Below are 23,831 nucleotides of genomic sequence, written 5' to 3' on the forward strand. Positions count from 1 at the left end.
CATCGAAAGGACGGCGCCCGATGACAGCATCCGCACTGCCCGGGCCGGGCCGGTACTCGATCTACACCGGCCGGTCGACGAACTGGCCCTTCGTGGTGGGTGGCAGCGCTGCCTTGTTGGTGCCGCTGCTCGTCCTGGGAAGCCTGTCTCGCGGCAGTTGGCTCGACCCGGCGGGACCCGCGATTCCACTGCTGGTGGCCGCCGTCGCCCTGGTCGTCACCGGACTGACCGGATTGAGCGTCCGGACGGCGGCCGGACCCAACGGGGTATCCGTCCACTGTGGGCTCCTGGGATGGCCGCGCCACACCTACCGCCTGGACGAGGTCGAGCACGTCGAGGTGATCGACCTGAAGCCCTCGCTGTGGCGCTTGTCCCTGGGCTTCTGGTGGACGCCTCGCCACACCTACTACGCGGTCCGGACCGGATCGGCCCTGCGGCTGGTGCTGCACACCGGCCGAAGCGTCACCATCACCGTGCCGGACCCGCACGCCGCCGTCGCGATCATCCGCGAGGCGAAGTCAGCCTGACAACGCCCCGTCGATCAACGCACGCAAAGCCGCGCAGTGCGCCTCGTACGCCTGCTGGCCCGCGTTCGTCATCTTGTAGGTAGTGCTCGCGCCCTTCCCGCGCCCGCCCTTGACCGACGTGACGTAGCCAGACGACTCCAACGTGGACATCTGTTTCGACAGGTCCGACTCGGCGATGTCCAACTGTTCCCTCAGGAACCGGAACGAGGCCGTCGGGGCGTTGGCCAGGATTGCCATCGCGGCCAGGCGTTTGGGGGCGTGGATGACCGGGTCCAGGCCGCTGATCACGACAGCCTCGACCGCACCTCGGTCGCCGCCCGCGCATAACGCCGTTCGTAAGCCGCGATTCCGCCGGTGACCAGCACGAAGGCCACCCCGGCCGCCACCAGGGGGCCGGTCAGCCACCAGGTAAGCGCGACCGACGACACGATCGCCAAGGCGCCGATCAGATACCTCCGCCACACGGCCGCGATCTCCGACGGTGGCCGGCCCCGCCCGGGAAAGGGCAGGGCCCCGTGCCGCCGCCGCGCCCAGAAGACGAAGACGAGCTCGAGCGCGATCAGCACACCCAGCGCGGCAAGGAACAACGCGGCGTTGACCCGCCACCACACGAACGTGGCGACGATGCCGGCCACCCAGGCGCCGACGGCAGGCGCGTACCACCACGGGCTCGGCGGGTACTGGACGTACGGGGCCGCCGAGGCGCGCTCGACGGCCCGAAGCTGCTCCCGCGCCTCGGCGATCTCCATGGCCGAGACACTACGAACTACTTTCCACTTTTGCAAGTGGAAAGTGTGCAAGCGGAAAGTTAGCGTGACCTGGGCAGACAATCCTTCTTGTACTTCAGGCCCGAGCCGCACCAGCAGACCTCGTTGCGCGCCGGCGGCCACGGGATGTGCGCGCCGGGCTGGGCCGCCAACTCGGTCGCGTACCGGCTGCGGATCTCCGCGTCCGTCGGCTCCCCGCCGTGCTGCCGGGCGAATCCCGCCAGCCCGTCGGCCGACGCCCGGATCACGCTCAGGCCCGCCCCGCCCGCGTCCGCCTGGCGGACCAGGTGCTTTTCCAACCGCGCCCGGTGGCCGTCCCAGTCCGGTCCGTAGACCTCCGCCAGCGCGGGCACGGACTCCAGCAGCCGGTCGAACTCCGGCTGAGCGAAGAAGACCAGATCGGCCTCCGCGGACTGCGGCTCGGCCGCCCGGCGCGACAGTTGCGCCTCCAGTCGGTCCGCCAGGTCGTCCTGCTTGTCGTGCGCCAGGTTCAGATCACGACGTACCCGGTGTCGCTGCTGCAGCAGGAAGAACAGCACCCCCGGCGCTTCGTCGGAAGCGAGGGAAGCCGGTTCCCCGCGAGCGGCGATCAGCGATTCGGCCGCCGAGCTCAGCCACTCTTCCGCCACCGCCGTGCGACCGCCGGCCTCCAGCGCCGCGCTCACGTAGGCAGGCGCGTCGGGCTGCTCGGTCAACAGCGGGCGCAACTCGGTGACCACAGCCAGAGCTTCGTCGTCGTGGCCGCCGACCCGGAACAGGATGCGGGCGCGCAGCGCGCGGGCGAAGGCAGCGCCGGGAGCGTCGTCCTCGGGATAGGCCGCAACCGCCCGGTCCGCGTACGACAGCGCGGCGTCCAGTCGGGCCCGCACCTCGGCGATTTCCGCGGCCAGGGTCAGCGCGAACCCGGCATCCTCCTGGTCCGCCAGCCGGCGTTCCTCCACGGCGAGCGCCAGGTCCGCGGCCACGCCCAGGGGATCGGCCGTCCCCAGCGCCGTGCGGCGGAGTTCTTCCAGGTCAGCACTCGTGAGCACGTCTCTTGTCAGCACAACTTCACGGTACGTCGGTTGCGGGCCACGAAGACGCAGGATCACCTGTTACCCACGCCTCATAGCTCGCCCCACGTCCCAATCCGGTCAGCGCAGCTGTCGACATAGGACTGCTCGGAACCGCACGAAACCCAGTGCTAGAGAGCCGACGCGGGTGGTTCCGGCAGCAGGCCACGCAGGACCACGTCGGCAAGGGCATCGGCGATCCGGTCCCGGTCCTGCTCGGCGACGGGCGCCGCGGCCGGGTCGATCCGGTCGACGATCGGGTTCTGGGCCAGCGCCAGCGCGGGGCCGATGAGGGCGAAGTAGAGGACGTGCGACGGCACGTCCGGCGCCTTCCCGACCTGGGCGAGCGCCGAGACGGTGGGCTCGATGCTGTCCCAGAACGGCTTGATGAACAGCCGGTGCAGGTAGTCGAGGCGGTCCGAGTCGCGGGTCGACTCGTCGGCGATCAACCGGTTCAGGTCGGACGCCGCCGCGGCCATCCGGTAAAGCTGGCGGACCACCCACTCGAGCCGATCGGCGTCGTCGGAGTGCCGTGCGAGCAGCTCATCCCGTTCCTCCTGCACGCCGGCGAGGGCGAAATCGACCACCGCTCGCCAGAAGGCCGACTTCGACCCGTACCGGTCGTGGATGAAGTTGTGGCTCACGCCCAGCCGCCGGGCGAGCTCACGCATGGTGGTCGCCTCGTACCCGAGCTCGGCGAACGCTTCGAGGCCACGCTGAAGGATCTCGCTCTCGTCGAGTCCGACGGACGTGTTCTTGCGGCGCTGCGCGGTCAAATCCGGTGTTCCCATCCTGGTGGCGGCGACGACCAAGTATGACGCGCGCGCTTCTGACGAGGGGTGGGTCGCGAGCGCTAGCTGGGGCTCCTGTGGCCGCTACCAGAACGCCTGAGCGGAAGATCGGGTAGATTGGGTGTAGACGGCCCCCGACGGCTCTGCCGCGGAGGCCGTGATATGCGTCCGGTCAGCGGCGCGCAGGCCCCCGGTCCGCGCCGAACCGCACGCCCCCTTGACGTTCGGAGATCCACATGGCGGCACGCCGCCCGCAAGAACTGCCCAGCTCCACCCCCTCGTTCGCCGACCTCGGGCTTTCGGCCGCGCTCATCGCGCCGCTGGCCCGTGCCGGCGTCACCGCACCCTTCCCCATCCAGGCCGTCACGCTGCCCGACTCGCTCGCCGGCCGCGACGTGCTCGGGCGTGGTCGCACGGGTTCCGGCAAGACGTACGCCTTCGTCCTGCCGCTGCTGGACCGGCTCGCCCGCGAGAACAAGCAGCGCCGGCCCGGCCGGCCGCGCGCGCTGATCCTGGCGCCGACCCGCGAGCTCGCGACCCAGATCGAGGCGACACTCGTACCGCTGGCCAAGGCGCTTTCCCTGCGTACCGTGACCATCTTCGGCGGCGTCGGCGCGGGTCCGCAGATCACCGCCCTGCGCAACGGCGTAGACATCGTCGTCGCCTGCCCCGGGCGCCTCGACGACCACGTCCGCAACGGGCACGCGCGGCTCGACGCGATCGAGATCACAGTGCTCGACGAGGCCGACCACATGGCCGACCTCGGCTTCCTGCCCGTGGTCAAGCGGTTGCTCGACCAGACTCCGCGGACGGGTCAGCGCATGCTGTTCTCGGCGACGCTGGACGCCGCGGTCGACGGTCTGGTTCGGCGCTTCCTGAACAACCCGATCACCCACAGCGTCGACTCGGCGAAGTCGCCGGTCGTCAAGATGGCCCACCACGTGCTGCACGTGCGCCACGACGACCGGTTGGCGGTGCTGACCGATCTCACCTCGGCTCCCGGCCGCACCCTGGTCTTCACCCGCACGAAGCGGGGCGCGAAGGCGCTCACCCGTCGGCTCGTCGCCGGTGGCGTGCCGGCCGTCGAGCTGCACGGCGACCTCGCACAGGGCGCGCGTACCCGCAACCTCAACGCCTTCACCGAGGGCAGCGTGCAGACGCTGGTCGCCACCGACATCGCGGCCCGCGGCATCCACGTCGACGACGTCGCGCTGGTCATCCACGCGGATCCGCCGGTCGAGCACAAGGCGTACCTGCACCGTTCCGGTCGCACGGCCCGCGCCGGCGCCTCGGGCATGGTGATCACCCTGATGACCGACAGCCAGGTCGCTGACGTACGCCAACTGACCCGCGAAGCCGGCATCCGGCCCACGACGACGCGGCTGGGCCCTGGCGACCCGTTCCTGGCGGAGCTGGCCCCGGGCGAGCGGACGTTCGTCAACCCGCCGCCGACCCCCGAGCGGGAGACCATGCCGCGGCAGCGCCGGACCCCCGGCCGCCGGGCACCGCAACCCACCCGGGACGCTGCGCCGGCCCGTGCCGCCAAGCCGGCTCGCACCGGCCAGGGTGGCCAGGGCCAAGGCCAATCAACCGCCGGCTCCCGGGGCGGCAACGCCGCGACCTTCTCCAGCCGCAGCCGGGTCGGTCGCCGCTGATCACGGCGCGCCCGTGGCCCACGGGCGCAGGGCGACATCCGTCGCCTTTTGCACCGCCGCCTGCACGGCAGCCGGGTCGTCGAGCCGATCAACATCGGCTAGGAGCACCTGCAAGGCGGCGGTGATCGCACCGACGAACGCGCCGGTCAGGGCGGCCGCGCCAACCTCGTCGAGCTGTTCGGGAAACGCGGCAGCGAGGTGCCGCGCGATCTCGCCCTGCGCGTCGGTCTGAATCTGGAGCGCGCGGCCGCGTACCGCCGGAATGTCCCGGATGTAGCGCAACCGCAGCGCCGCCAGCCGACCGGACAGGTCGTCGCTGTCGTCGCCGACCCGGTGCAGCGCCCGCAGCAGGACCTCGGCCGGGCTCTCGTGCGGCCTGCGATCGGCGATCGCGTCGACGGCCGCCTGCACGCGGGCGTCGCTTTCGGGGAACAGCAGCTCCTCCTTGCTGGGGAAGTAGCTGAAGAACGTGCGAGTGCCGATCTCCGCCGCGGCCGCGATGTCGGCGATCGTCGTCTCGTCGTAGCCGTCGCGCTCGAACAGGGCGGTCGCCGCCTCGACCAGCGCCTGACGGGTGCGGACACGCTTGCGGTCACGAAGAGACATGCGCGGAGCTTATCGCACCAACTGCAAAATCGCAGCCATTGCATTTCCGCACTGAGTGCAGTTAACGTCGAGGGCATGACCTCCGTGCTGATCTCGGGTGCCGGTGTCGCCGGCCCGACCCTCGCCTACTGGCTGGCCCGCCACGGCTTCGCCGTCACGCTCGTCGAGCGCGGCGCCGGCCCCCGGTCCAGCGGCAACCCCGTCGACGTGCGCGGCCCCGGATGGGCGGTCGCCAACCGGATGGGCGTCGTTCCCCAGCTCCGTGCGGCCGCGACCCAGGCCACCGCGATGCGGCTCGTCGACGCCACCGGCCGCTGCCTGGCCCGGGTGCCGATGCCCGCCACCCGCGGCGACGAGGTGGAGCTACCTCGCGGCGACCTGGCCTCGGTGCTGCTCGACGCCGTCCGCGACGACGCCGAGCTCATCTGGGACGACACCATCACGCGGCTCACGCAGGACGACGGCGGCGTCGACGTCACCTTCGAGCGCGCCGCCGCTCGCCGGTTCGACTTCGTGGTCGGCGCCGACGGTCTGCACTCGACGGTGCGGCGGTTGGCGTTCGGTCCCGAGCAGGCGTTCGTCCGCCACCTCGGCCTGCACGTGGCGACGCTGCCGCTCGGCTCGGACGAGGGCACCGACGTCCTGCTGCACAACACTCCGGGCCGGCTCGTGTCGATCCACCCGGCCCGCGGCGCGGCCCTGGCCGCCTTCATCTTCCGGTCCGCGCCCGTGCCTGGCTTCGACCACCGCGATCTAAATCAACACAAAAAGTCATCACCATGGCGTACGCGGACGCGGGTTGGCGGGTTCCGGAGTTGCTGGACCGGCTCGTGGCGGCCGACGACCTCTATTTCGACGCGGTCAGCGAGGTCCGGCTCGACTCCTGGTCCCGGGGCCGCGTCGCGCTGCTCGGCGATGCCGCGTCCTGCGTCTCGCTGTTCGGCGACGGCTCTTCGCTGGCCATGGCGGGCGCGTCGACGCTGGCGGCAGCGCTGGCCGCCGACCCGTCGCACGCTTTCGCCGCCTACGAGTCGACGCACCGCAAGCTGGTCGCGCCGAAACAGCGCCGCGTCGGCCGAGCCGCGGGCCTGCTGGTGCCGAAAACCCGGCTCGGCCTCGCCACCCGCGACCTGGCCGCGCGCAGCGTGTCCGCTTTTCGACAGCGGGCGGCTTGATCGGTAGCCGTCACTGTCGGCGTCGCATAGGTTGGCGACAGACGCACCGAAGGCGAGGCCAGCCATGCGAGTCGCGGAAAGACCGGATTCGGCCGATCCCTTTCGCGACCTACGCGCGCTGATCGAGACGCTTCCGGTGCCGTCGGCGCCGGCCACGTACACGCAGCGGGAGGCGGCCCTCGGTCTCGCACTGATGGACCTTTCGCTGCGCCTCGAGCACGTACCGCGGGTGGCCGAGCACCTGACGCTGATCGACCGTGGCCACATGACCCGCTCGGTCAGCGTCGACGTCGACCTCCAGGCGATCGCCGGAGCACAGCGCAGACGGATTACCACCGGCTCCTCACTGTGGATACCCGTCTCGCGATACAGCCGCAGCGACCTGGCGCCGGTGGTGGTCAAGGACTCGACCGGCGCGGTGGTGCCTCGCTTCACCCACCGCGACTCAAACCGGGTGACCGCGGCCGCGTTCGTGCGGCTGTTGTCGATGCTGATCGACGCGCACCCGGACGTCACCGCCCGCGACACGGTCGTGCACAAGCTCCGGCACACCCACCAGCGATCCCGCTGGCTGCTCGAGGCGGCGATCGCCGAGCTAGTGACCGCGGGGTCGTTGCCCGAGACGGGGATCCGCACGCCGTTGGACTACGCGCTGCTGCCGGCGCTTTCCGGCGCACCCGGGCGCGAGGTCGACGCTCGGGCCGTGCGCGACCTCGCGCTGGCCGGGCTCGACGAGCTGTGGCCGGCCGACGCCCGGTTGCCGTTCGCGCATCTGCTCCGGTTGGCGTGCAGCCAGTACATGCTGGTCGTGCTGCTCGATGCCGCCCACCCGCGCCGGTTCCTGACCTGGGACGCGCCGCTGCTGCCAGGCCGGCGCCCGCGCGCGCCGATCCAGCGGCTCGTGCAGAGCCTGCTGCCGGTCAACCGCGAGTTCGTGGTCGAGTACGAGACCGCCATTCCCCGGTCTGTCGGCGCGTACCACCTGACGGTCGAGGTCAACGAGGAGGTCAGCGTCCGCCGGTTCGTGCTGTCCAGCGACGTCGACGACGACTTCGTGCAGACGCTGAGGCAGGACGTGGAAATGCTGGCGTCGGCGAGCGCCGGAGCCGGCGTTGGCGTTGGCGAGCAACCGCATCGCAAGTTGCTTGAGCTCGAGCTTCAGGGCATCGCTTCCCGGCTCGCGGAGGTCGGCCGCCGGCGGTTGACCGACCTGACCAACTACCGGCGCTACATGGCCGAACGGCACCGGTCGCTGGGTGTGGCCGCTCCTGCCCTTCTTGGTGCCGACGAGGTCGTCGCCGCGTTGGGTCGAGGCGACTGCTCCGTGCCGGTCCTGGCCGCGTTCGCCGCGCACTATTCCGCCGACAGCATGCGCCATCTCGCACGCGGCCCGCTCGCCGGCGAGGCGCTGCCCGCCCTGGCCGCCGGGATCCGCGACTACCAGCTCGGCCACGACATCACCACCGACAACGACCCACGCGAGAACGGCGCACACGCGCACTGGCGCCACCCTCCGCTCGACCTGAGTCCACACTCGACGGCGCCGGTGCGGGCCGTCGCCTATCTGTCGCTGGCGGACGAGGCGCCGGCCCTGATCGAGGGCATCACCCGGATGGTGGTCGGACTCGCGCTCGTCGTCCTAGGAATCGGCACGCTGCTCACCGGCGGTCCACAGTGGCTCTACTCGGGCCGCATCGTGCCCGACTCGGTCCCGGCACAGGCCGACGCCGTCGTCGCGGTGCTGTTGCTGGTGCCGGGCCTGCTGATCGCGCGACTCGACCTGCCCAGCACCCATTCGGTGCTCGGGCAGCTACGCCAGTTCCAGCGCACGATCGCGTTCCTCTCCGTAGCGGTGACCACGGGCCTGGCCATCGCGGCCGGCACCGTGCACACGGACCACGCGATCACTCGCGCCCTCCAGGCAGGCGTGGCGGTGCTGGGCTTCATCCTGGTGTGCTGCCTGCTGGAGTTCCTGGCGCGCCGGGCCCGGCGCCGAAACCCGGTGCCCTGGTCCGACCGCCTGCCGCACTGGCTCACGGCGACTGCCCCTCGGCCCCGCCGGGCGTACGCCCCGGACGCGGTCTTCGACGCACGTGGTGAGGTGTGACATGGCGCTGCGGACGTCCCGGTCAACGGAACTGGCCAGAATCGCCGCCGAAGCCGCAGCCGCGGATGCCTCCTCGGTGCGCCTCAGGCTGGTCCACGGGCCGGCCGGCGCGGGCTTTCAAGGGCTGATCAAACCGTTCCCGGACCTCGACCCACCCCTGCACGAACAGGCCCAGTGGCCGAGTGACTTCTGGACGTTCTCAGTCGCGGGCCTCGCGATGTCCGTCTGCGCCTGGCCGGCGGCGGCGACGGTGTTCAGCTCGCCGTTCGAGGTCGGCGCGCCGCGCCCGACGGACCACCCGGACACCTTCGCCTACGACGGATTCTCGGTCCCCAACCCGGGCTTCCTGAACGAGCCGAACCGGCGGATCGACGCCCTGCTCACCCTCAACAGCACGCACTGGGCACCGTCCTATCGCGACTGCCTGGTGACAGGCGTGGTGCTGGCGCGGACGTGCTCACTCGCGGTCTCCCGCGGCCAAAGCCCGATCGTGCACCTGCACACGCCGGTATCACCGTTCATCGACCAACAGATCTCGGCGCGGGGTGACGGCTCGTTGGAGCGGTTGCGGGACGCGGTCGGCCCGTGCGTGCGGGTGTCGGTCGCGGTGAACCCCCAGGAGCCAACGGCCCGGCTCGCCTTCGAACAGGGCCTGGTCGCCCTGGCGGAGGAGTTCGGCCTAGGTCTGAAGCTCAACGACCGCCGCTTCAACCGGGTGCCAGGCGAGTGGTTCACGATCCGGGGCTTCGACCGGGAGCGCTACCGCCAGGTGCGGGCGAGGCTCTTCCCGGACACCCCGATGCACCTACCCAAACACGCGATGATCGCGAGCGTGATGGGCCCGGCCCGCCTAGGGATGGCGGCCGACGTGATCTCCCGGCTGAGCGCCAACGGCGTCGGCGTCCTAGCCGCTGCGGTCTCGTCGGTGCGCAAGATCGGCTTCGTCAACCTGGTCCTGCCACTGGCGGAAGGAGCCGACCTGGCCGCACCGGCGTGGTCGGGCCAATGGGACGACGGGGTCAAGCTGATCGCGGAACGCTGCCGGACGTTTGACGCTGTCGGGGCGGACCATGGTGAGGTCGCGGCGTACAAGGTGGCGTTGAGCCCGCCTATGCCGTGCTCTTATCCACGTTCGAGCCGTCGGACCGGGGCGTCGGTGACTGGTCGGGTGCCTTATCCGTTGTGGCTGCGGTGGGACGTGCCCAACCGGACGGTGGGCTCGCCGTTGTTGCTGTCGATGGTGGAGCAGAACCTGGCTGCCTATGCGGAGCAGACGGAGGTGGCATACGCGCAGGCCCGGGTTGGTCGCGGCGACATGGTGCGGGGCCGAGCCAAGTTGGTGGTGCTCCTGGCGGAGCCGCCACGAGATGTCGCGGACGCACAGGCGTTGCTGAACGAGGTGGCGGAGCGGGTCCAGGAGCGGACGCTGGAGCAGTTGTCGGATGCGCGATTGGTGGGGCCGGGCCAGGTGCGGCTGCGGCTTTCGCCGAGGGAGCGCTGGCTGACGTACGCCGGCATCTCGGCGTAGACATCGATGCGGGCGTCCCGGGCGTACCTGACCGAGCCGGAACTGCTGCCCGAGCTGCTTGGGATCGACGGTTGCCACGACCTGCGCGAGACCCTCTCGGACCGGCTCGTCGCGCGGCGTACTTTTCACCGGCGTACGTATCCCTCCGGCACGACCGGTTCCAGCAGGCGGAGCGATGCGGCGTCGCGGGGCAGCCAGTCGTAGTCGAGCTGCTCCCGGCCGTCCGACTCGCGTACCGTCCGGACCAGATGGAAGGTTTCGGCGTCGACCCAGATGTCGTCGGTGGCGCCGGGACTCTCCCGCCGGATGTGCAGGGTGTCGTTCCCGTCGATCACTTCCGCACCGACGAGGTGGAACAGCCCGCTCTCGAGCAACGAGCGAGGGTCTTGGGTCTCGGGAAGCGAGTCGCCTTCCGGGAAGCGCATGAGACGTGTCGTCCACGTGCGGTCGGTGTGGTCGACGTTGGTGTGCAGCCAGGTAATCGCGCCCGACGGTTCCTTCTCCACGTCACGCCAGGTCTCGCTGTTCCGCGCGCCGGGCTGTGGGGTCAGGGTTCGGCAGTGCCTGTCCGTGGTGACGGGATCCCGCCAGCATTCCTGCGACATCGGCACGCCGTCGGCATACGTGGCGGTCCACACGGAATGCTCGATGTCGTCGCCGGCAAGTGCCGCGGACGCCTGCTTGGTGATCGCGGCGACGGACAGCATCTCCGGTTGGCGGGATGTCTGGCCCAGCGTGGCCGTCACCGCGATGGCCACTGCCGCAACGGCACCGACGGTGGTCAGCGAGCGACGGCGGCGACGACGGTGTTGCCGGGCGGCGTGTGCGACCAGACCGTCGGTGGGACGCAGGCCGTGCGACCACGACCGCATGCCCTCCGCGAGTTCTTCCTCCAGGCGGGTTGTCATCGTGACGCTCCATTCGCTAGGTCTTCCCAGTTCGCGGTGAGTTCGCGGAGCCGTGCCAGCCCGCGTGACGCGTTCGACTTGACGGTGCCGACGGCGCAGCCGAGCACCGTGGCCGCCTCCGCCTCGGTGAGCTGCTCGAAGTAGCGCAGGACCAGCACGGCACGCTGCTGGACCGGCAGGTCGGCCAGGGCACGCACCAGGGCGTCCCGCAAGGCGATGGTGTCGGTGCTGTCGGCGGTCGGCTCAGGTTCGACCGGGACGACGATCTCCGGCCGGCGGCGGCGTGCCCGCCATGAGTCGACCGCGAGGTGGTACATGGTGCGCCGCAGGTAGGCTTCCAGGTCGCCCTCGACCCGCCACCACGCACGCATCGTCCGCTCCAGGGCGGCTTGCAACAGATCCTCGCCCGCGGCACGGCTGCCGGTCAGCAGCGCCGCCGTGGCAAGCAACGCCGGTCCGCGTTCGGCCACCAAAGCCGTCAGCGCGTCGTACTCGCGCATCGGCACTCCCCTCGTCGCCCACCAAGGACGACCAGAGACGCCGAAGGGTTGCTCCGAACCCGCGACAAATTCCGTCAGCGTTCCGGTCCGTCATGGGTGAGGCCAGGCAGCGTTCGGCGTGCGGCATCGCGACGGCGAACTCCGGGCTTCGGGTGTCACGCAGCAAAAGCACGGAGGCCCGGATCGCATGGGATCCCTGGGACGTTTTCGGCGCCGGGTGGTCTCAGGTGGTGGGGGTTGCTACGCAGAATTCGTTGCCCGCCGGGTCGGCGAGGACTGTCCAGCCGAAGCCCTGCGGCATCTTCTGACGGTCGACGACCGTCGCGCCCAGGTCCAGGAGGCGGTCGATCTCCGCGGCTGGGTCGCCGTCGCTGCTCCAGTCAAGGTGCACTCGGTTTTTGACCGTCTTGGGCTCCGGGACTCGTTGGAAGCCCAGGCACAGGCCCGGCGTCTCGCCCAGGATGAGGAAGTCGTTCTCGTGGCGCCAGGACTCTCTTAGGCCTGTGGCGGCCGCCCAGAAGCTGGCCAGGGTCGCCGGGTCGGCACAGTCGAAGGTCACCATGCGGGTCTGCAGCGCCATGACTTCGTACCCTAGTCCCGTTTTGTCCTGGTCAGGATGTCTTTTCTGCTATGAAGGCCAGCATCTGCCGCCAGGCGTCCTCGACGTCTGCCTGGTGTTGGCCGAAGGAGCGGTCGAAGAAGCTGTGGCCCGCGTTCGGATAGACCGTCATGCGCACCTCGGCGCCATGTGCGCGGACCCGGTCCGCGAACTGCTCTACCTCCGCCACCGGGGTGAAGTCCTGGCCCGCGGCCAGGATCTGGAGCGGCGACGTGATCTCGTCCGCTACGTCCGTGACCCGCGACGGCACGCCGTAGAAGCCGATCGAGCCCCGCAGGTCGTCGCTCGCCGCGGCCTGGCGCCAGGACATCGCGCCGCCGAAGCAGAAGCCGACCGTGAAGAGCGAGCCAACTCCCTGGGCGCGCAGCCAGGACGACGCCGTCGACGCGTCCAGGCGGACGTCCGAGAAGGCCAGGGCGTCGACATGCTCTCGGTACGCGAAGTCCTCGCCGCGCTCACCGCGGCCCGCGGTCCGGCCGAAGTAGTCGAAGGCCAGCGCTGACAGGCCGGCCGCCGCGAAGCTTTCCGCCAGTTCCTTGTAGAAGACATGCAGGCCGCGTACGTCCGGGAAGATCACGATGCCGCGGCCGGTGGGCGACTCCGGGTGTGCGAAGTAGCCGTCGAACTCCGTGCCGTCGGGGGAGCTCAGCACCACCGGGCCGTGTGCGCCGACCGGGCCGGGGTTTGGCGGCTGTGGCGGACGGGCCTCGTCTCCGTAACACATGGGATCATGGTGCCACCATGCGTATCGCTGTGCTCGACGACTACCAGGACGCCGCTGCGGGCAGTGCCGACTGGGGTGCGCTCGACGTCACCTTCTTCGGTGATCACCTAGCCGGCGAGGACGAGCTCACCAACCGCCTGGCGCCGTTCGACGTTCTGGTCGCGATGCGCGAGCGCACCGCCTTTCCCGAGACTCTGCTGAGGAGACTGCCGGCCCTGCGGCTCCTGGTCACCACCGGCATGGCCAACGCCGCCATCGACCTGGCGGCCGCGGCCGTGAACGGGGTCACGGTCTGCGGCACCCGGATGTTCCAGCCGTCCACGAGCGAGCTGACCTGGGGACTGATCCTCTCGCTCGTGCGGCACATCCCGGCCGAGGACGCGGCGTTGCGCGCCGGGCGTTGGCAGACCACCGTCGGCACCGAGTTGTCCGGCCGCACGCTCGGCGTCGTCGGGCTGGGCACGATCGGGAGCCAGGTCGCCGCTGTCGGGCGGGCGTTCGGGATGCGGGTGGTCGCCTGGAGCGAGCACCTCGACCATCCGGACCGCGTCGACAAGGCCGACCTGTTCCGCCAAGCCGACATCGTGACCGTCCACTACAAACTGAGCGCCCGCAGCAGGAACATCGTGGGCGCTCCAGAGATCGCGTTGATGAAGTCCGGCGCGTTCCTCGTCAACACCTCGCGTGGGCCGCTCGTCGACACCGGTGCGCTGGTCGCCGCGCTCGAAGAGGGCCGGCTCGGCGGTGCCGCCATCGACGTCTACGACATCGAGCCGCTGCCGGCCGACGACCCGTTGCGGCGCGCGCCGAGAACGATCCTTACCCCGCACATCGGGTACGTGACCGAGGCCGGCTACCGGACGGCGTACGGCGACGCCGTCGAGGCGATTCACGCGTACGCCGCCGGCGCTCCGATCAGGCTGCTCTAGACCGGCGTCGAGCCGGGGCAGCCGACCTTGTCGAGGGCCTGGGTGAGTGTCACCAGGTCGAAGTCGGCGAAGTTGTCCGTGATGCGCTGCCGGGTCGAGCGCAGGTGGGTCGGGTACGCGGCTTCGAGTCGGGCAAGCCCTTCCGGCGTGAGCACCGCGTGCCAGCCTCGGCCGTCCGCGTCGCAGCGGATCCGCCGGACGAAGCCCTCCGACTCCAGGCGGGCCACCGCGCGGGTCATGCCGCTGAGTGAGAGGTCACAGGCTGTAGCCAGCTCGTTCATCCGTAGCCGCTTCTCCGGCGCCTCGGAAAGGTGCATGAGCGTGCTGTATTCGGTGAGCGAGATGCCGGCGTCCTGGCGCAGGTCGTGGTCGATGAGCTTGGGCAATACCGTCATCACCCGCCCCAACGTGCGCACGAGTGCCTCCTCGTCGGCGCTCAGGGGCTCGACGGCGGGCTCTGTGACGGGACGCATACGACCAGCTTACTTGCTCGCGCAAGGAACTGCTCGTATGTTTGCTTGACGAAGCAAGGACTTAACCCCGAGTCCTTCTCTCGACGAGCAGGGATAAGCACATCGTGACCAGAATCGGAATCATCCTCGGCAGCACCCGCCCCGGCCGCAACGGCGAGGCAGTCGCCAAGTGGGTGCACGAGCACGCCAGCAAGCGCACCGACGCCGAGTTCGAGCTTGTCGACCTGCTCGACTACAAGCTTCCGCACCTCGACGAGATCGGGCTGCCGAGCATGGGCAACTACCAGCAGCCGCACACGCTGGCGTGGGCCGAGAAGATCGCCTCGTTCGACGGCTTCGTGATGGTGACCCCGGAGTACAACCACTCCACCTCGGGCGCCCTGAAGAACGCGATCGACTTCCTGTTCGCCGAGTGGAACAACAAGGCCGTCGGCTTCGTCAGCTACGGCTCCGTCGGTGGCGCCCGCGCCGTCGAGAACCTGCGGCTCGTGGCCGGCGAGCTCAAGCTGGCCGACGTGCGTTCGCAGGTCATGCTCTCGCTCTTCCACGACTTCGAGAACTTCAGCGTGTTCAAGCCGGGCGAGCACCAGGCCGACGCACTTCACACGACCCTGGACCAGGTTGTCGAGTGGAGCCGGGCGCTCGCTCCGCTGCGTGGCAAGGCCGCCTGACCGGCACCTACGCGCAGTTGGCCCGGGGGCCTGCCGACGGACAGCACAGCCACGGCAGGCCTCCGGGCCTCTCGCTGTCCACGGCGCGGTGACCAACCGTGCTCTCCCACCGTCCGGTGGAGTACCGTTCCCCCGGACACAGGAGGACGAGCATGTCACTGACGGTGGGCACGGAACAGCGCGGCGACGTTGTCGTGGTGTCGGTGGGCGGCGAGTTGGACATGGCCACCGCGCCCCAGCTCCAGGACCAGATCACCGATCTGCTCGACCGCGGCCTGTCCCGCCTGGTCTTCGACCTGACAGACGTCTCGTTCTGCGACTCCACCGGGCTGTCCGTCTTCGTCCGCGCGAAGAACAGCACCGACGACGTCAACGGAGTTGTCCGGTTGGCCGCGCCGCAGCGTGGCGTACGCCGGATCCTCGAGGTCAGCGGCCTGGTCGAGGTGCTGCACACCTACTCGACCGTCGACGAGGCCGTCGCCGCGGACGCCGCAGAGCCCGCCGCGGGTTAAGCGGCCTCGCGCAGCGGCTCCGCCAGCGGGCCGGTCTCGGCCAGCACGGCCGCGGGCGTGGGCTCGACCGCTTCGATCGGACCGTTCGCACCGGGTGCGTGCGCCTCGTCCTCGACGAAGGCCGGCCGGCTGATCAGCACACCAGCCGTCGCCTGCACCACCAGCGCCACCCCGAGCACGCCGAGCGGGGCTACCCAGCCGCCGGTGGCCTCGTAGAGGATGCCGACCAGCAGCGGCCCCAGCGCCGCCAGGACGTAGCCGACGCTCTGTGCGAACGCCGAGAGCGCGACCGTCCCTTCGGGCGTGCGGGCCCGCATACCGATCACGACCAGGCTCACGGGGAACACCGTCTGCCCGATGCCGAGCAGGGTGACCCAGAGCACCGCGCCACTGTGTGGAGCCACGGCCAGGCCGACGTACGCGATCGCGGACATCGAGGTCAGCGTCAGCAGCACGGGTGCCAGCCGCCGCACCCGGCCGGCCAGTGCGGGCATCAGCAGCGCGAAGGGCAGCGCGAACAAGGTGACGCCGGCGAGCAGCAGGCCGGCCGTCGACGGTGTGAAGCCGGAGTCCCGGAAGAGCTGCGCCAGCCAGCCCATGGTGGCGTACCCGGCGATGGACTGCATGCCGAAGAACACCGCCATCGACCAGCCGATCCGGGTGCGTGCCGGCCGGATCTTGGCTCCCGGGTGGTGTCCGGGTCGCCGGACCACCTGCTGACGGCGCCGCAGGGCGCCCGGCAGCCAGGGGAGGATCGCGATCGCGGCGAGCACCGCCCACACGCCGAGCCCGGCCCGCCAGGAGCCGAACGCGTGCGCGACGGGCACGGCGGTCGCGGACGCCGCGGCGGCGCCGATCGACATCGAGACCGTGTACGCACCGGTGACCAGGCCCGGACGGCCCGGGAAGTTCTGCTTGACCATCATCGGCAGCAGCACGTTGGCGACCGCGATGCCGGCCAGCGCCAGTGCGCTGAACCCGATGAACGCGGCCGGCGCGTCGGTGAGCACCCGCAGGAGCTGGCCCACGGCCAGCAACGCCATCGCGCCGACCAGGAGCCGGGCCGGCGCTACCCGCCGGACCAGCCACGGTGTCGTGGCGCCGAAGACGGCGAACGCGAGCGTCGGGATCGTGGTCACCACGCCGGCCAGCGCACCGGAGAGGTGCAGGCCGTCGCGGACCTCGTCGAGGAGGGCGCCGAGCGAGGTGACCACCGCGCGCAGGTTGACCGCGACAATCACGATGCCGACGAGCACCATCACGAGTTGGCGGCGCTGGACAGGCGGGGTGGTGTCGCTGGTGCTCACGACGACCAGCCTAGAATCATGGGACGATTTATGGTGGGGTGATGTTACGCATGACACTGTCGCGGTCGACGCTGGTGCAGCAGGTGATCTCTGCGCTCAGCGAGCAGATCCGGGTCGGCGAGTGGCCGGTCGGCACGAAGATCCCCACAGAACCGCGGCTGGTGGAGATGCTCGGCGTCGGGCGCAACACGGTGCGCGAGGCGGTCAAGGCGTTGACCCACGCCGGCGTGCTCGAGGGCGTGCAGGGTTCAGGCACCTACGTGCGGTCGACCGACGAGCTCACCGGCGTCGTGGCCCGCAAGTTCGGCACTGCCGATCCCGAACACACCATCGAGGTGCGGCGGGCACTCGAGGTCGAGGCGGCCCGGTTGGCGGCGCTGCGGCGTACCCCCGAAGATCTTGATCGGCTCGACGCGGCGTTGGTGGCCCGCGACGCGGCCTGGGAGACCGGGGACCTCGAGGTGTTCGTCGAGGCCGACGCCGACCTGCACGTCGCCGTGGTGGGCGCGGCGCACAACCCGATGCTGGCGGAGTTGTACGCGTCCGTCGGCGCGGCCATCCGCGCCTCGGTGGCCGTCGCGGTCGGACCGGCGATGCGAGCCGGCACACACATCGATCATGGTCGACTGGTGGCAGCTATCCGTGACCGCGATGCCGACCGTGCGGCACACGAAGCGGGCAAGTTCCTGGAGGCGCCGGTTCGGGAATAGGGTGAGCCATGCTTAAGGGCTTCAAAGACTTCATCATGCGCGGAAACGTGGTCGACCTCGCGGTCGGCATCGTGATCGGCGCCGCGTTCACCGGGGTCGTCACCCAGTTCACCAAGTCGTTCCTCGAACCGCTCATCAAGCTGATCGGCGGCGGTGGGCTCAAGGGCGGCACGGCGACGATCAACCATGTCGTCTTCGACTGGGCGGCGTTCATCAACATCGTGATCGGCTTTGTGCTGACCGCGGCCACCCTCTACTTCCTCGTCGTCTTCCCCATGAACCGGCTGGCAGAGCGCCGCCGTCGCGGCGAGGAGCCCCCGCCCGCCGCACCCAGCGAAGAGATCAAGCTGCTCACCGAGATCCGTGACGCCCTGATCGCCGGCGGACGCGTCCCCGGCCAGTACCGCTCGGCCCTCGATGAGACCCTCGGCCGGGAGAACCCCCCGACCTCGCGTTAACCCTCGGTTACTTGGGCTTGACCTGCGCCGATTGGGCGCCCCGGCAGTGCAGTCGAACGTATGTTCGATACTCTCCCACCATGGAGCAGCGAAAACACTGGTGGAACGGGAAGTGGGGTCGCGCCGCGCGGCGCGACGTCTACCTGCGGATCGACGCCGATACCTGGCACGTCGAGCAGCGGGCGGGCGGCGCCGACGGCGTGTCCCACTTCTACGAGTTCGAGAGCGAGGAGGACGCGTACGACCGCGTGCGCGCCCTTCTCGTCGGGCCGTTCGAATGGCGCGAACTTTCGGCGCGCCCCCCGCAGTAACAAAGGGTCTGTCTCAGCGTGGTGACCGGGCTGCGGCGGACCCTGGTCAGGCAGTCGCCGATTCGAGCAGGGCGAGGGTGCCGAGCGTCATCTGGTCGCGGATCCGGCTGACCGAGGCTTCCCATTGGCGGGTGAAGCCGGGCCGGCGTTCCAGTGACTGCCAGACCGGCTGCACCGCCTCGTCGACCCGGGCCGCCGGCATCCACAGGTGCAGCAGGGTGTCGATCGCCGGGCGCAGCCGGGCGATCCGCTGCGCCCGGGTGCCCGGCCCGGTGAGGCTCGACTCCATCAGCGCCAGCAGGGTGGTGAGCAGCCAGTCGTGCAGCGCGAGATCTTCGCAGAGGTCGACGATCGCGCCGACGTGTTCGCGCGGCACCACGAGCTCGAGCACCCGCAGCGTCGGCGTCGCGACCCGGAAGGTGCCGGTCGCCTCCACGCCGGGCTCGTCGGTGGGTGTCACCACCCAGCGCATGTGCGTGCGCTGCGTGCGAAACGGCGGGTGCCGGTCGAGCCGGGTCGAGCGCTGCACCGCGTCGAGCGTCCGCCCGCTGATCGCGCCCAGGTCGAGGGTGCCCATCGGCTGGGAGGCGCCCGCGAAGCCGCGGGCGATGTCGCCACCGACGGCCTTGCCGATCGCCTCGATCGTGCCCGGCCTGGTCAGGTAGTGCGACCAGGAGAGCCGTCGGTTGGCGGTGCTCTTGACCACGACCGCGTGCCCGGAGCCCTGCGCCACATGCCCACCGGTGATCGAGGCACGGGAGACCACCGTGCCGACCCCGCGGATGACCTTGCCGGAGGCCGCCGGTAGCCGGCAGTCCACACTGGTCAACAGGTTCGGTGAGACGGCATACGCCATCGGCCGCTCGGAGCGGCGTACCTGCTCGCCGACCAGCAGGTTGAGCACCTCCGCCGTGGCATCCCAGGGCAGCGAGGTCGAATTCTGCAGAAGTCCGGTGTGGACCTCGCCAAACGTGAGCATGTCCATCTCCGTGCGCCGAACGATAGCGGCTGAATCACATCCCATGGTCGACCCGATAGGCAAGGGCGCCGCGCGGAATGCCACCCAGACGATACTTTGATCAGTCCCGATGCCAGGGAACCCGAAGGTTGCCAGATGTTGGTACCGTAACGGCGCGTGTCGCTCGCGTAATCGAGGAGCCGCGTTGACCAAGGTCTACGTCTCAGCAACGTTCCGTGATCTAGAAGAGTGCCGTTCGGCCGTCAAGCTGGCGCTCCGCAGGTTGCGGGTCGAAGACGTGGCCATGGAGTCCTATGTGGCCGAAGATCGACGTCCGGTCGAGCGCTGCCTCGAAGACGTCGCCGAGTGCGACCTTTATGTCGGCATCTTCGCCTGGCGCTACGGCTTCGTCCCGCCCGGCTACGACCGGTCGATCACCGAGCTCGAATACCGCCAGGCCGAGGCGATGGGCAAGCCCTGCCTGATTTTCCTCCTCGACGAGGAAGCGCCGTGGCCGCGGGTGCACATCGACCGGGGTGGTGAGGCCGAGCAGATCGAGGCGCTGCGCAGCGAGCTCGTGGTCCGGCACATGTGCAGCACGTTCACCGGGCCGGGCGACCTGGCCGCGCTGGTCACCGCCGCGGTCGCGAACTGCCTGGCCGACATCGGCCGACCGACCGGCCCCCTCCAGTCGCTGAGCGCGGAGACCCTCAAGCGCTACTACGACCGCCTCCACCAGCAGTACGGCGGCCTCGACCTGGACGCGCTGACGCCACCCCAGCGCGACGAATACCTGCAGATGCGGCTCACCTCGGTGTTCATCGAGCAGTCCGTGCGCGAGGACCCGCCGCCGGTCGAGCTGCCCCGCGAGTGGTGGCAGCGGATGCAGTACGAGGGCCACCTCGAGACCGAGGACGTGCCCGACGAGGTCGACCCCGACGAGCTGGCGCTGCTGCACAAGGCCTACCGGGCCAAGCCGTTGCGCAGGCTGTTCGACATCGTCGCCGCGCCCGACAACCAGGCGATCGTGCTGCTCGGCGATCCCGGGTCGGGCAAGTCGACCGCCGCCCGTTACATCGCGCTCGCGCTGTCGCAGAACGGCACCCCCGTCGACGACCGGCTCGGCCCGCTCGACGGGCACCTGCCGCTGTTCATCGAGCTGCGCTCCTACGTCGCGCTCTACGCCGAAGGCAAGTGCAGCAACTTCGTCGACTATCTCGACCACCGCGCCGGCCTCGACGGTCTCGGCCTGGAGCGGGCGGCGTTGCTGCGCTACGTGACCGGCGGCGGCCCGGCCGTGGTCATCTTCGACGGCCTCGACGAGATCTTCGACAAGCGGCGCCGGGAGGCGGTGGCCAACCAGATCGCCGCCTTCGCCGGCGAGTTCCCGCACGTGCGGGTGATCGTCACGTCCCGCATCATCGGGTACGCCCGGCGGGTGCTCAGCGAGCTCGGCTTCGCGCACTTCACCCTGCAGGACCTCGACGACAACCAGATCACCGAGTTCCTGGCGAGCTGGTACGACCTCGCGATGAACGACCGCCCCGGCGACTCGGCGGCCCGCCGGGCCCGGCTCCTGGCGGCGATGCGGCACTCGCCGTCGATCCGTGAGCTGGCCGGCAACCCGATGCTGCTGACCATTCTGGCGATCATCGGCAAGCACCAGGCGCTGCCCCGCGAGCGGTGGAAGCTGTTCGACCACGCGGCCTCCGTGCTGGTCGAGCACTGGGACATCAACCGCCACCTCCAGGATCAATACGAGAGCCCGGGCTTCATCGACGCCGAGGACAAGAAGGAGCTGCTGCGCCGGCTGGCGTACAAGGTGCAGAGCGGCGAGCGCGGTCTGGCGGCCAACTACGTCAGCGCCGAGGACCTGAGCGAGGTCTTCGAGGAATACCTGGCCGAGCGCTACCAGAAGGACCCGGCCGAGGCGCGCGCCATCGCCCGCTCGATGATCAACCAGTTCCGCGAGCGGAACTTCATCCTGAGCCGCTACGGTCCCCACCTCTACGGCTTCGTGCACCGCACGTTCCTCGAGTTCTTCTGTGCCGAGGCGGTGGTCGGCAAGTTCAAGCACGACCAGCAGTGGCCGTTCAGCCGGCTCAAGGACCTGTTCGTCGAGCACTGGGCCGACCCGTCCTGGCGCGAGGTGCTCAGGCTGGTCGCCGGCGCCCTCCACGAACGACACACCGCGCAGTTGATCTCGTTGCTGGCGACGAACGTCAACCATCCGTGGCCGGCCGGTGCCTTCGCCCAGCCGCCGTGGAACCTGGCGCTGGCCGCGCAATGCCTCGCCGAGGTGCGCAACCCGCACACCGCCGTGTCGGGCCCCGCGCAGGACCTGCTGCGCCGGATCATCCTGCTGATCGAGCACTGCGTCTCGATCGACGACCGCGACACGATGGCGCTGATCGAGACGGAGATCCTGCCCGCGGCCCGCACGATCGGCGCCACCTGGCCCGGCGGCCAGATCTACCTCAACTGGTACAGGCGCCGCGGCGTGCGGCTGATCTGGAGCTCGGTGTCGGCCTACGCCGCCCAGCTCGCCGCGATCCTGGCACCACCGTCGGAGCACATCGAAGACCTGTTCAGCACGGTGCTCAGCGCGATCGACGACCGCTGGGCGTCGTACGCGGCGGTCGCCGGGCTGGCCGAGCTCGCGCAGGTGGCGAGCACCGCGGCCAACCGCGGCGCCTACCAGTTGGCCCTGACCCGGGCCGGCGAGGAGCTGATCCGCCGGGCCCGCGACGACGCGTACGCCGGGGTGCGACTGGCCGCGGTCGAGGCGCTCGGCGAGCGGTTCGGCACCGATGCCCGGGTGCGTGACGTGCTGCTGGAGCGGGCCACCGTCGACGGCTACGCCGCCGTCCGGTTGGCCGCCGTGCGTGCCCTCGGTGAGCGGTTCCGCGACGAGTCGGCGGTCCGCCGCCTACTACTTGACCGCACCCGCCGCGACGGCAACGCGGGTGTGCGCCGCACCGCCGTGCAGATGATGGAGCGGCTGCCGTACGACGAGACGGTCCGCTCGGCACTGGTCGACCGGGTGCGCACCGACCGCGACGCAGAGGTGGTGGCCGTCGCCGCCCGCGCGCTCAACGACTGGGGCCTGGGCTACGAGCACCTGCGCGAGGTCCTGATCGAGCGGATCCGGGCCGAGCCGGACGGTGTGGTCCGCCGCGCTTCGGTGCGCGTACTCGCCGATCGGCTCGGCTCTGGTCAGCCCGTTCAGAGCCTGCTGACCGCGCTGTTGCACGACGACCGCGACGCCGGCGTGCTCAGTAGCGCGGCCAAGACGCTGGTCGAGCGCTTCGACGCGGCCGAGACGGTGAAGAGCCTGTTGATCGAGCGCACCGGCCGGGACCCGGACGAGATCGCCCGGCGGGCCGCTGTGCAGATCCTCCGGGAGCACTTCCGCGCCGACACCGAGGTGCACACGGCGCTGGTCGAGTGCGCCCGGCGGGATCACTCGGCCGAGGTGCGGCTGGTCGCCATCCGGGCGCTGACCGCGGCGCTGCCCGGGTTCGCGCCGGCGACCACGGCCCTGGCCAAGATCGCGCACACCGACACCGACGCCGCGGTCCGGCTGGCCGCGACCGAGGCCCTGGTGAAGAAGATCGGCCTCGACGCGACCGTCTGCGCGGTGCTGTCGCGGCTGGTCGGCGAAGACCCCGACGCGACGGTACGACGCACGGCGGTCGAGGCCCTGGCCGAGCGCTGCGGCGGCGACACCCAGGTCCGGCGGGAGCTGCTCGACCGGGCCCGGCAGGACGCCCACGCCGAGGTCCGAGGTGCCGCCGTCCGGGCGCTGGCCCGGCATGCGGCCGCCGACCCCGAGGTGATCGCGCTGCTCCTGGAGCGCACCCGGGACGATCCCGACGGCCAGGTCTTCGCGGCGGCCGCCAAGGTGGCCGACGACGGCACCCGCAGCGTGATCACGGCTCGGGTGCAGTCGGACGCCAACCCTCGGGTACGCGAGGCGGCCGCGCACGCGCTCCAGCCGTACGCCGCCGAGCCGGAGGTGCGGGAGATCCTGCTCGACCGGATCCGCCGCGACCCGGACGCACTGGTGGTCACCGAGGCCGCCGTCGCCCTGGTCGCCGCCGGCATCGACGACGAGCACCGCGACCTGCTCGCGCTGCGGGCGACCGGCGACGACGAGACCGTGCGCGCCGCGGCCCTGCGGGCACTCGGTGAGTCGTTCGGCGGCGACCCGGCGATCCGCGCGCTGCTGATCGAGGCCGTCCGCCGGGACAGCGACCTACGGGTGCGCCGCGAAGCGCTGCGGGTGCTGGGCGAACGCCTCTACGCGCACGAGGAGGTGCGCCAGATCCTGGTCGACATGGTGCGCGACGGCGACTGGTCGATCCGCGAGGCGTCGGTGCGGGCGCTGTGCGAGCGGTTCGGCGGCGACACCGAGATCCGGCGGCTGCTTGTCACACTCGCCAGCACCGACGACGACCGCAACTTCCGGCGGCTGGCCGGACAGGCGCTGAGCTGGCTGCCCGGCGCCGACCCCGAGCACCTGCCCGACATCGGAGACTAG

General features: G+C 70.5%; 24 protein-coding genes and 1 pseudogene. 13 read left to right on the forward strand and 12 right to left on the reverse strand.

Annotated elements, in window-relative coordinates:
- Positions 1–20 precede the first annotated feature (20 nt).
- The gene (locus BLV39_RS02265) at positions 21–527 is read left to right on the forward strand and encodes a hypothetical protein (RefSeq protein WP_090786534.1); all 507 of its coding nucleotides are present in this window, start codon (positions 21–23) and stop codon (positions 525–527) included.
- Here the strand turns inward: BLV39_RS02265 and BLV39_RS02270 are convergent.
- From BLV39_RS02270 to BLV39_RS02285, 4 genes are all read right to left on the reverse strand, one after another.
- Positions 519–815, reverse strand: coding sequence for a transcriptional regulator (locus tag BLV39_RS02270; RefSeq protein WP_090786536.1), 297 nt, complete (start codon positions 813–815; stop codon positions 519–521). The genes BLV39_RS02265 and BLV39_RS02270 overlap by 9 nt on opposite strands.
- Positions 812–1,276 carry a hypothetical protein gene (locus BLV39_RS02275; protein WP_090786538.1) on the reverse strand — a complete coding sequence of 155 codons (465 nt, stop codon included), beginning with the start codon at positions 1,274–1,276 and terminating at the stop codon, positions 812–814. The genes BLV39_RS02270 and BLV39_RS02275 overlap by 4 nt, the downstream gene beginning before the upstream one ends.
- A gap of 59 nt (positions 1,277–1,335) precedes the next feature.
- Positions 1,336–2,340: an SEC-C domain-containing protein gene (locus BLV39_RS02280; protein WP_239084069.1), complete on the reverse strand. Its 1,005-nt coding sequence runs from the start codon at positions 2,338–2,340 to the stop codon at positions 1,336–1,338.
- A gap of 137 nt (positions 2,341–2,477) precedes the next feature.
- Positions 2,478–3,122: a TetR/AcrR family transcriptional regulator gene (locus tag BLV39_RS02285; protein ID WP_204083009.1), complete on the reverse strand. Its 645-nt coding sequence runs from the start codon at positions 3,120–3,122 to the stop codon at positions 2,478–2,480.
- Between the two features lie 251 nt (positions 3,123–3,373).
- Between BLV39_RS02285 and BLV39_RS02290 the strand changes: the two genes are divergently transcribed.
- Positions 3,374–4,792 (forward strand): DEAD/DEAH box helicase, encoded by a 1,419-nt coding sequence (locus BLV39_RS02290; protein WP_090786543.1) that lies wholly within the window; start codon positions 3,374–3,376, stop codon positions 4,790–4,792.
- On the opposite strand, the gene BLV39_RS02295 is transcribed toward BLV39_RS02290, so the two are convergent.
- Positions 4,793–5,398 (reverse strand): TetR/AcrR family transcriptional regulator, encoded by a 606-nt coding sequence (locus BLV39_RS02295; RefSeq protein WP_090786545.1) that lies wholly within the window; start codon positions 5,396–5,398, stop codon positions 4,793–4,795.
- A 75-nt stretch (positions 5,399–5,473) separates the two neighbouring features.
- On the opposite strand from BLV39_RS02295, the pseudogene BLV39_RS45055 reads away from it, so the two are divergent.
- The 4 genes and pseudogenes from BLV39_RS45055 to BLV39_RS02310 form a co-directional block, all read left to right on the forward strand.
- A pseudogene (locus BLV39_RS45055) lies at positions 5,474–6,058 on the forward strand (FAD-dependent monooxygenase); the annotation flags it as partial.
- A gap of 119 nt (positions 6,059–6,177) precedes the next feature.
- Positions 6,178–6,573, forward strand: a complete 396-nt coding sequence (locus BLV39_RS43930; RefSeq protein WP_239084066.1) for a Rossmann-fold NAD(P)-binding domain-containing protein — start codon at positions 6,178–6,180, stop codon at positions 6,571–6,573.
- Between the two features lie 64 nt (positions 6,574–6,637).
- Complete coding sequence (locus BLV39_RS02305) at positions 6,638–8,680, forward strand: hypothetical protein (RefSeq protein WP_143049612.1); 2,043 nt, start codon at positions 6,638–6,640, stop codon at positions 8,678–8,680.
- Between the two features lies 1 nt (position 8,681).
- Positions 8,682–10,208, forward strand: a complete 1,527-nt coding sequence (locus BLV39_RS02310; protein ID WP_090786549.1) for a hypothetical protein — start codon at positions 8,682–8,684, stop codon at positions 10,206–10,208.
- A 125-nt stretch (positions 10,209–10,333) separates the two neighbouring features.
- On the opposite strand, the gene BLV39_RS02315 is transcribed toward BLV39_RS02310, so the two are convergent.
- The 4 genes from BLV39_RS02315 to BLV39_RS02330 all read right to left on the reverse strand — a co-directional run bounded on the left by BLV39_RS02315 (position 10,334) and on the right by BLV39_RS02330 (position 12,959).
- Positions 10,334–11,116: a hypothetical protein gene (locus tag BLV39_RS02315; RefSeq protein WP_090786551.1), complete on the reverse strand. Its 783-nt coding sequence runs from the start codon at positions 11,114–11,116 to the stop codon at positions 10,334–10,336.
- Positions 11,113–11,616, reverse strand: coding sequence for a SigE family RNA polymerase sigma factor (locus BLV39_RS02320; RefSeq protein ID WP_090786553.1), 504 nt, complete (start codon positions 11,614–11,616; stop codon positions 11,113–11,115). The genes BLV39_RS02315 and BLV39_RS02320 overlap by 4 nt, the downstream gene beginning before the upstream one ends.
- Positions 11,617–11,839: 223 nt before the next feature.
- Complete coding sequence (locus tag BLV39_RS02325) at positions 11,840–12,196, reverse strand: VOC family protein (RefSeq protein ID WP_090786554.1); 357 nt, start codon at positions 12,194–12,196, stop codon at positions 11,840–11,842.
- 31 nt (positions 12,197–12,227) lie between these two features.
- Positions 12,228–12,959: a dienelactone hydrolase family protein gene (locus tag BLV39_RS02330; protein WP_090786556.1), complete on the reverse strand. Its 732-nt coding sequence runs from the start codon at positions 12,957–12,959 to the stop codon at positions 12,228–12,230.
- A gap of 17 nt (positions 12,960–12,976) precedes the next feature.
- On the opposite strand from BLV39_RS02330, the gene BLV39_RS02335 reads away from it, so the two are divergent.
- Positions 12,977–13,888: a D-2-hydroxyacid dehydrogenase family protein gene (locus BLV39_RS02335; protein WP_090786558.1), complete on the forward strand. Its 912-nt coding sequence runs from the start codon at positions 12,977–12,979 to the stop codon at positions 13,886–13,888.
- Here BLV39_RS02335 and BLV39_RS02340 read toward each other — a convergent pair.
- The gene (locus BLV39_RS02340) at positions 13,885–14,361 is read right to left on the reverse strand and encodes a MarR family winged helix-turn-helix transcriptional regulator (RefSeq protein ID WP_090786560.1); all 477 of its coding nucleotides are present in this window, start codon (positions 14,359–14,361) and stop codon (positions 13,885–13,887) included. The genes BLV39_RS02335 and BLV39_RS02340 overlap by 4 nt on opposite strands.
- 104 nt (positions 14,362–14,465) lie before the next feature.
- Here BLV39_RS02340 and BLV39_RS02345 point away from each other — a divergent pair, with 104 nt between their 5' ends.
- Positions 14,466–15,032: an NADPH-dependent FMN reductase gene (locus tag BLV39_RS02345; protein WP_090786562.1), complete on the forward strand. Its 567-nt coding sequence runs from the start codon at positions 14,466–14,468 to the stop codon at positions 15,030–15,032.
- Positions 15,033–15,184: 152 nt separating this feature from the next.
- Positions 15,185–15,544 carry an STAS domain-containing protein gene (locus BLV39_RS02350; RefSeq protein WP_090786564.1) on the forward strand — a complete coding sequence of 120 codons (360 nt, stop codon included), beginning with the start codon at positions 15,185–15,187 and terminating at the stop codon, positions 15,542–15,544.
- On the opposite strand, the gene BLV39_RS02355 is transcribed toward BLV39_RS02350, so the two are convergent.
- A complete protein-coding gene (locus BLV39_RS02355) occupies positions 15,541–16,803 on the reverse strand; it encodes a CynX/NimT family MFS transporter (protein ID WP_239084083.1) in 1,263 nt (420 codons plus the stop codon). The two genes, BLV39_RS02350 and BLV39_RS02355, sit on opposite strands and share 4 nt — an antisense overlap.
- 89 nt (positions 16,804–16,892) lie before the next feature.
- Here BLV39_RS02355 and BLV39_RS02360 point away from each other — a divergent pair, with 89 nt between their 5' ends.
- The 3 genes from BLV39_RS02360 to BLV39_RS02370 all read left to right on the forward strand — a co-directional run bounded on the left by BLV39_RS02360 (position 16,893) and on the right by BLV39_RS02370 (position 18,330).
- A complete protein-coding gene (locus tag BLV39_RS02360; protein ID WP_239084065.1) occupies positions 16,893–17,561 on the forward strand; it encodes a FadR/GntR family transcriptional regulator in 669 nt (222 codons plus the stop codon).
- A gap of 8 nt (positions 17,562–17,569) precedes the next feature.
- Positions 17,570–18,019, forward strand: a complete 450-nt coding sequence (gene mscL, locus BLV39_RS02365) for a large conductance mechanosensitive channel protein MscL (RefSeq protein WP_090786568.1) — start codon at positions 17,570–17,572, stop codon at positions 18,017–18,019.
- An 80-nt stretch (positions 18,020–18,099) separates the two neighbouring features.
- Entirely contained in the window at positions 18,100–18,330 is a 231-nt protein-coding gene (locus BLV39_RS02370; protein WP_089249717.1) for a hypothetical protein, read from the forward strand.
- A 46-nt stretch (positions 18,331–18,376) separates the two neighbouring features.
- Here the strand turns inward: BLV39_RS02370 and BLV39_RS02375 are convergent, their stop codons facing one another.
- Positions 18,377–19,309 (reverse strand): SCO2521 family protein, encoded by a 933-nt coding sequence (locus BLV39_RS02375; protein WP_143049613.1) that lies wholly within the window; start codon positions 19,307–19,309, stop codon positions 18,377–18,379.
- Between the two features lie 184 nt (positions 19,310–19,493).
- On the opposite strand from BLV39_RS02375, the gene BLV39_RS02380 reads away from it, so the two are divergent.
- A complete protein-coding gene (locus BLV39_RS02380; RefSeq protein ID WP_176984736.1) occupies positions 19,494–23,831 on the forward strand; it encodes a HEAT repeat domain-containing protein in 4,338 nt (1,445 codons plus the stop codon).

Source organism: Asanoa ishikariensis, from assembly GCF_900107455.1.
Lineage (GTDB): Bacteria > Actinomycetota > Actinomycetes > Mycobacteriales > Micromonosporaceae > Asanoa > Asanoa ishikariensis.

Bases quoted from the DNA above. Each gene is read 5' to 3' on its own strand.
- BLV39_RS02265 (WP_090786534.1), top strand. From the start codon at position 21: ATGACAGCATCCGCACTGCCCGGGCCGGGCCGGTACTCGATCTACACC.
- BLV39_RS02275 (WP_090786538.1), bottom strand. From the start codon at position 1,276: ATGGAGATCGCCGAGGCGCGGGAGCAGCTTCGGGCCGTCGAGCGCGCC.
- BLV39_RS02290 (WP_090786543.1), top strand. From the start codon at position 3,374: ATGGCGGCACGCCGCCCGCAAGAACTGCCCAGCTCCACCCCCTCGTTC.
- BLV39_RS02295 (WP_090786545.1), bottom strand. From the start codon at position 5,398: ATGTCTCTTCGTGACCGCAAGCGTGTCCGCACCCGTCAGGCGCTGGTC.
- BLV39_RS43930 (WP_239084066.1), top strand. From the start codon at position 6,178: ATGGCGTACGCGGACGCGGGTTGGCGGGTTCCGGAGTTGCTGGACCGG.
- BLV39_RS02305 (WP_143049612.1), top strand. From the start codon at position 6,638: ATGCGAGTCGCGGAAAGACCGGATTCGGCCGATCCCTTTCGCGACCTA.
- BLV39_RS02310 (WP_090786549.1), top strand. From the start codon at position 8,682: ATGGCGCTGCGGACGTCCCGGTCAACGGAACTGGCCAGAATCGCCGCC.
- BLV39_RS02315 (WP_090786551.1), bottom strand. From the start codon at position 11,116: ATGACAACCCGCCTGGAGGAAGAACTCGCGGAGGGCATGCGGTCGTGG.
- BLV39_RS02320 (WP_090786553.1), bottom strand. From the start codon at position 11,616: ATGCGCGAGTACGACGCGCTGACGGCTTTGGTGGCCGAACGCGGACCG.
- BLV39_RS02325 (WP_090786554.1), bottom strand. From the start codon at position 12,196: ATGGCGCTGCAGACCCGCATGGTGACCTTCGACTGTGCCGACCCGGCG.
- BLV39_RS02330 (WP_090786556.1), bottom strand. From the start codon at position 12,959: ATGTGTTACGGAGACGAGGCCCGTCCGCCACAGCCGCCAAACCCCGGC.
- BLV39_RS02335 (WP_090786558.1), top strand. From the start codon at position 12,977: ATGCGTATCGCTGTGCTCGACGACTACCAGGACGCCGCTGCGGGCAGT.
- BLV39_RS02340 (WP_090786560.1), bottom strand. From the start codon at position 14,361: ATGCGTCCCGTCACAGAGCCCGCCGTCGAGCCCCTGAGCGCCGACGAG.
- BLV39_RS02350 (WP_090786564.1), top strand. From the start codon at position 15,185: ATGTCACTGACGGTGGGCACGGAACAGCGCGGCGACGTTGTCGTGGTG.
- BLV39_RS02355 (WP_239084083.1), bottom strand. From the start codon at position 16,803: ATGGTGCTCGTCGGCATCGTGATTGTCGCGGTCAACCTGCGCGCGGTG.
- BLV39_RS02360 (WP_239084065.1), top strand. From the start codon at position 16,893: ATGTTACGCATGACACTGTCGCGGTCGACGCTGGTGCAGCAGGTGATC.
- mscL (WP_090786568.1), top strand. From the start codon at position 17,570: ATGCTTAAGGGCTTCAAAGACTTCATCATGCGCGGAAACGTGGTCGAC.
- BLV39_RS02370 (WP_089249717.1), top strand. From the start codon at position 18,100: ATGGAGCAGCGAAAACACTGGTGGAACGGGAAGTGGGGTCGCGCCGCG.
- BLV39_RS02375 (WP_143049613.1), bottom strand. From the start codon at position 19,309: ATGCTCACGTTTGGCGAGGTCCACACCGGACTTCTGCAGAATTCGACC.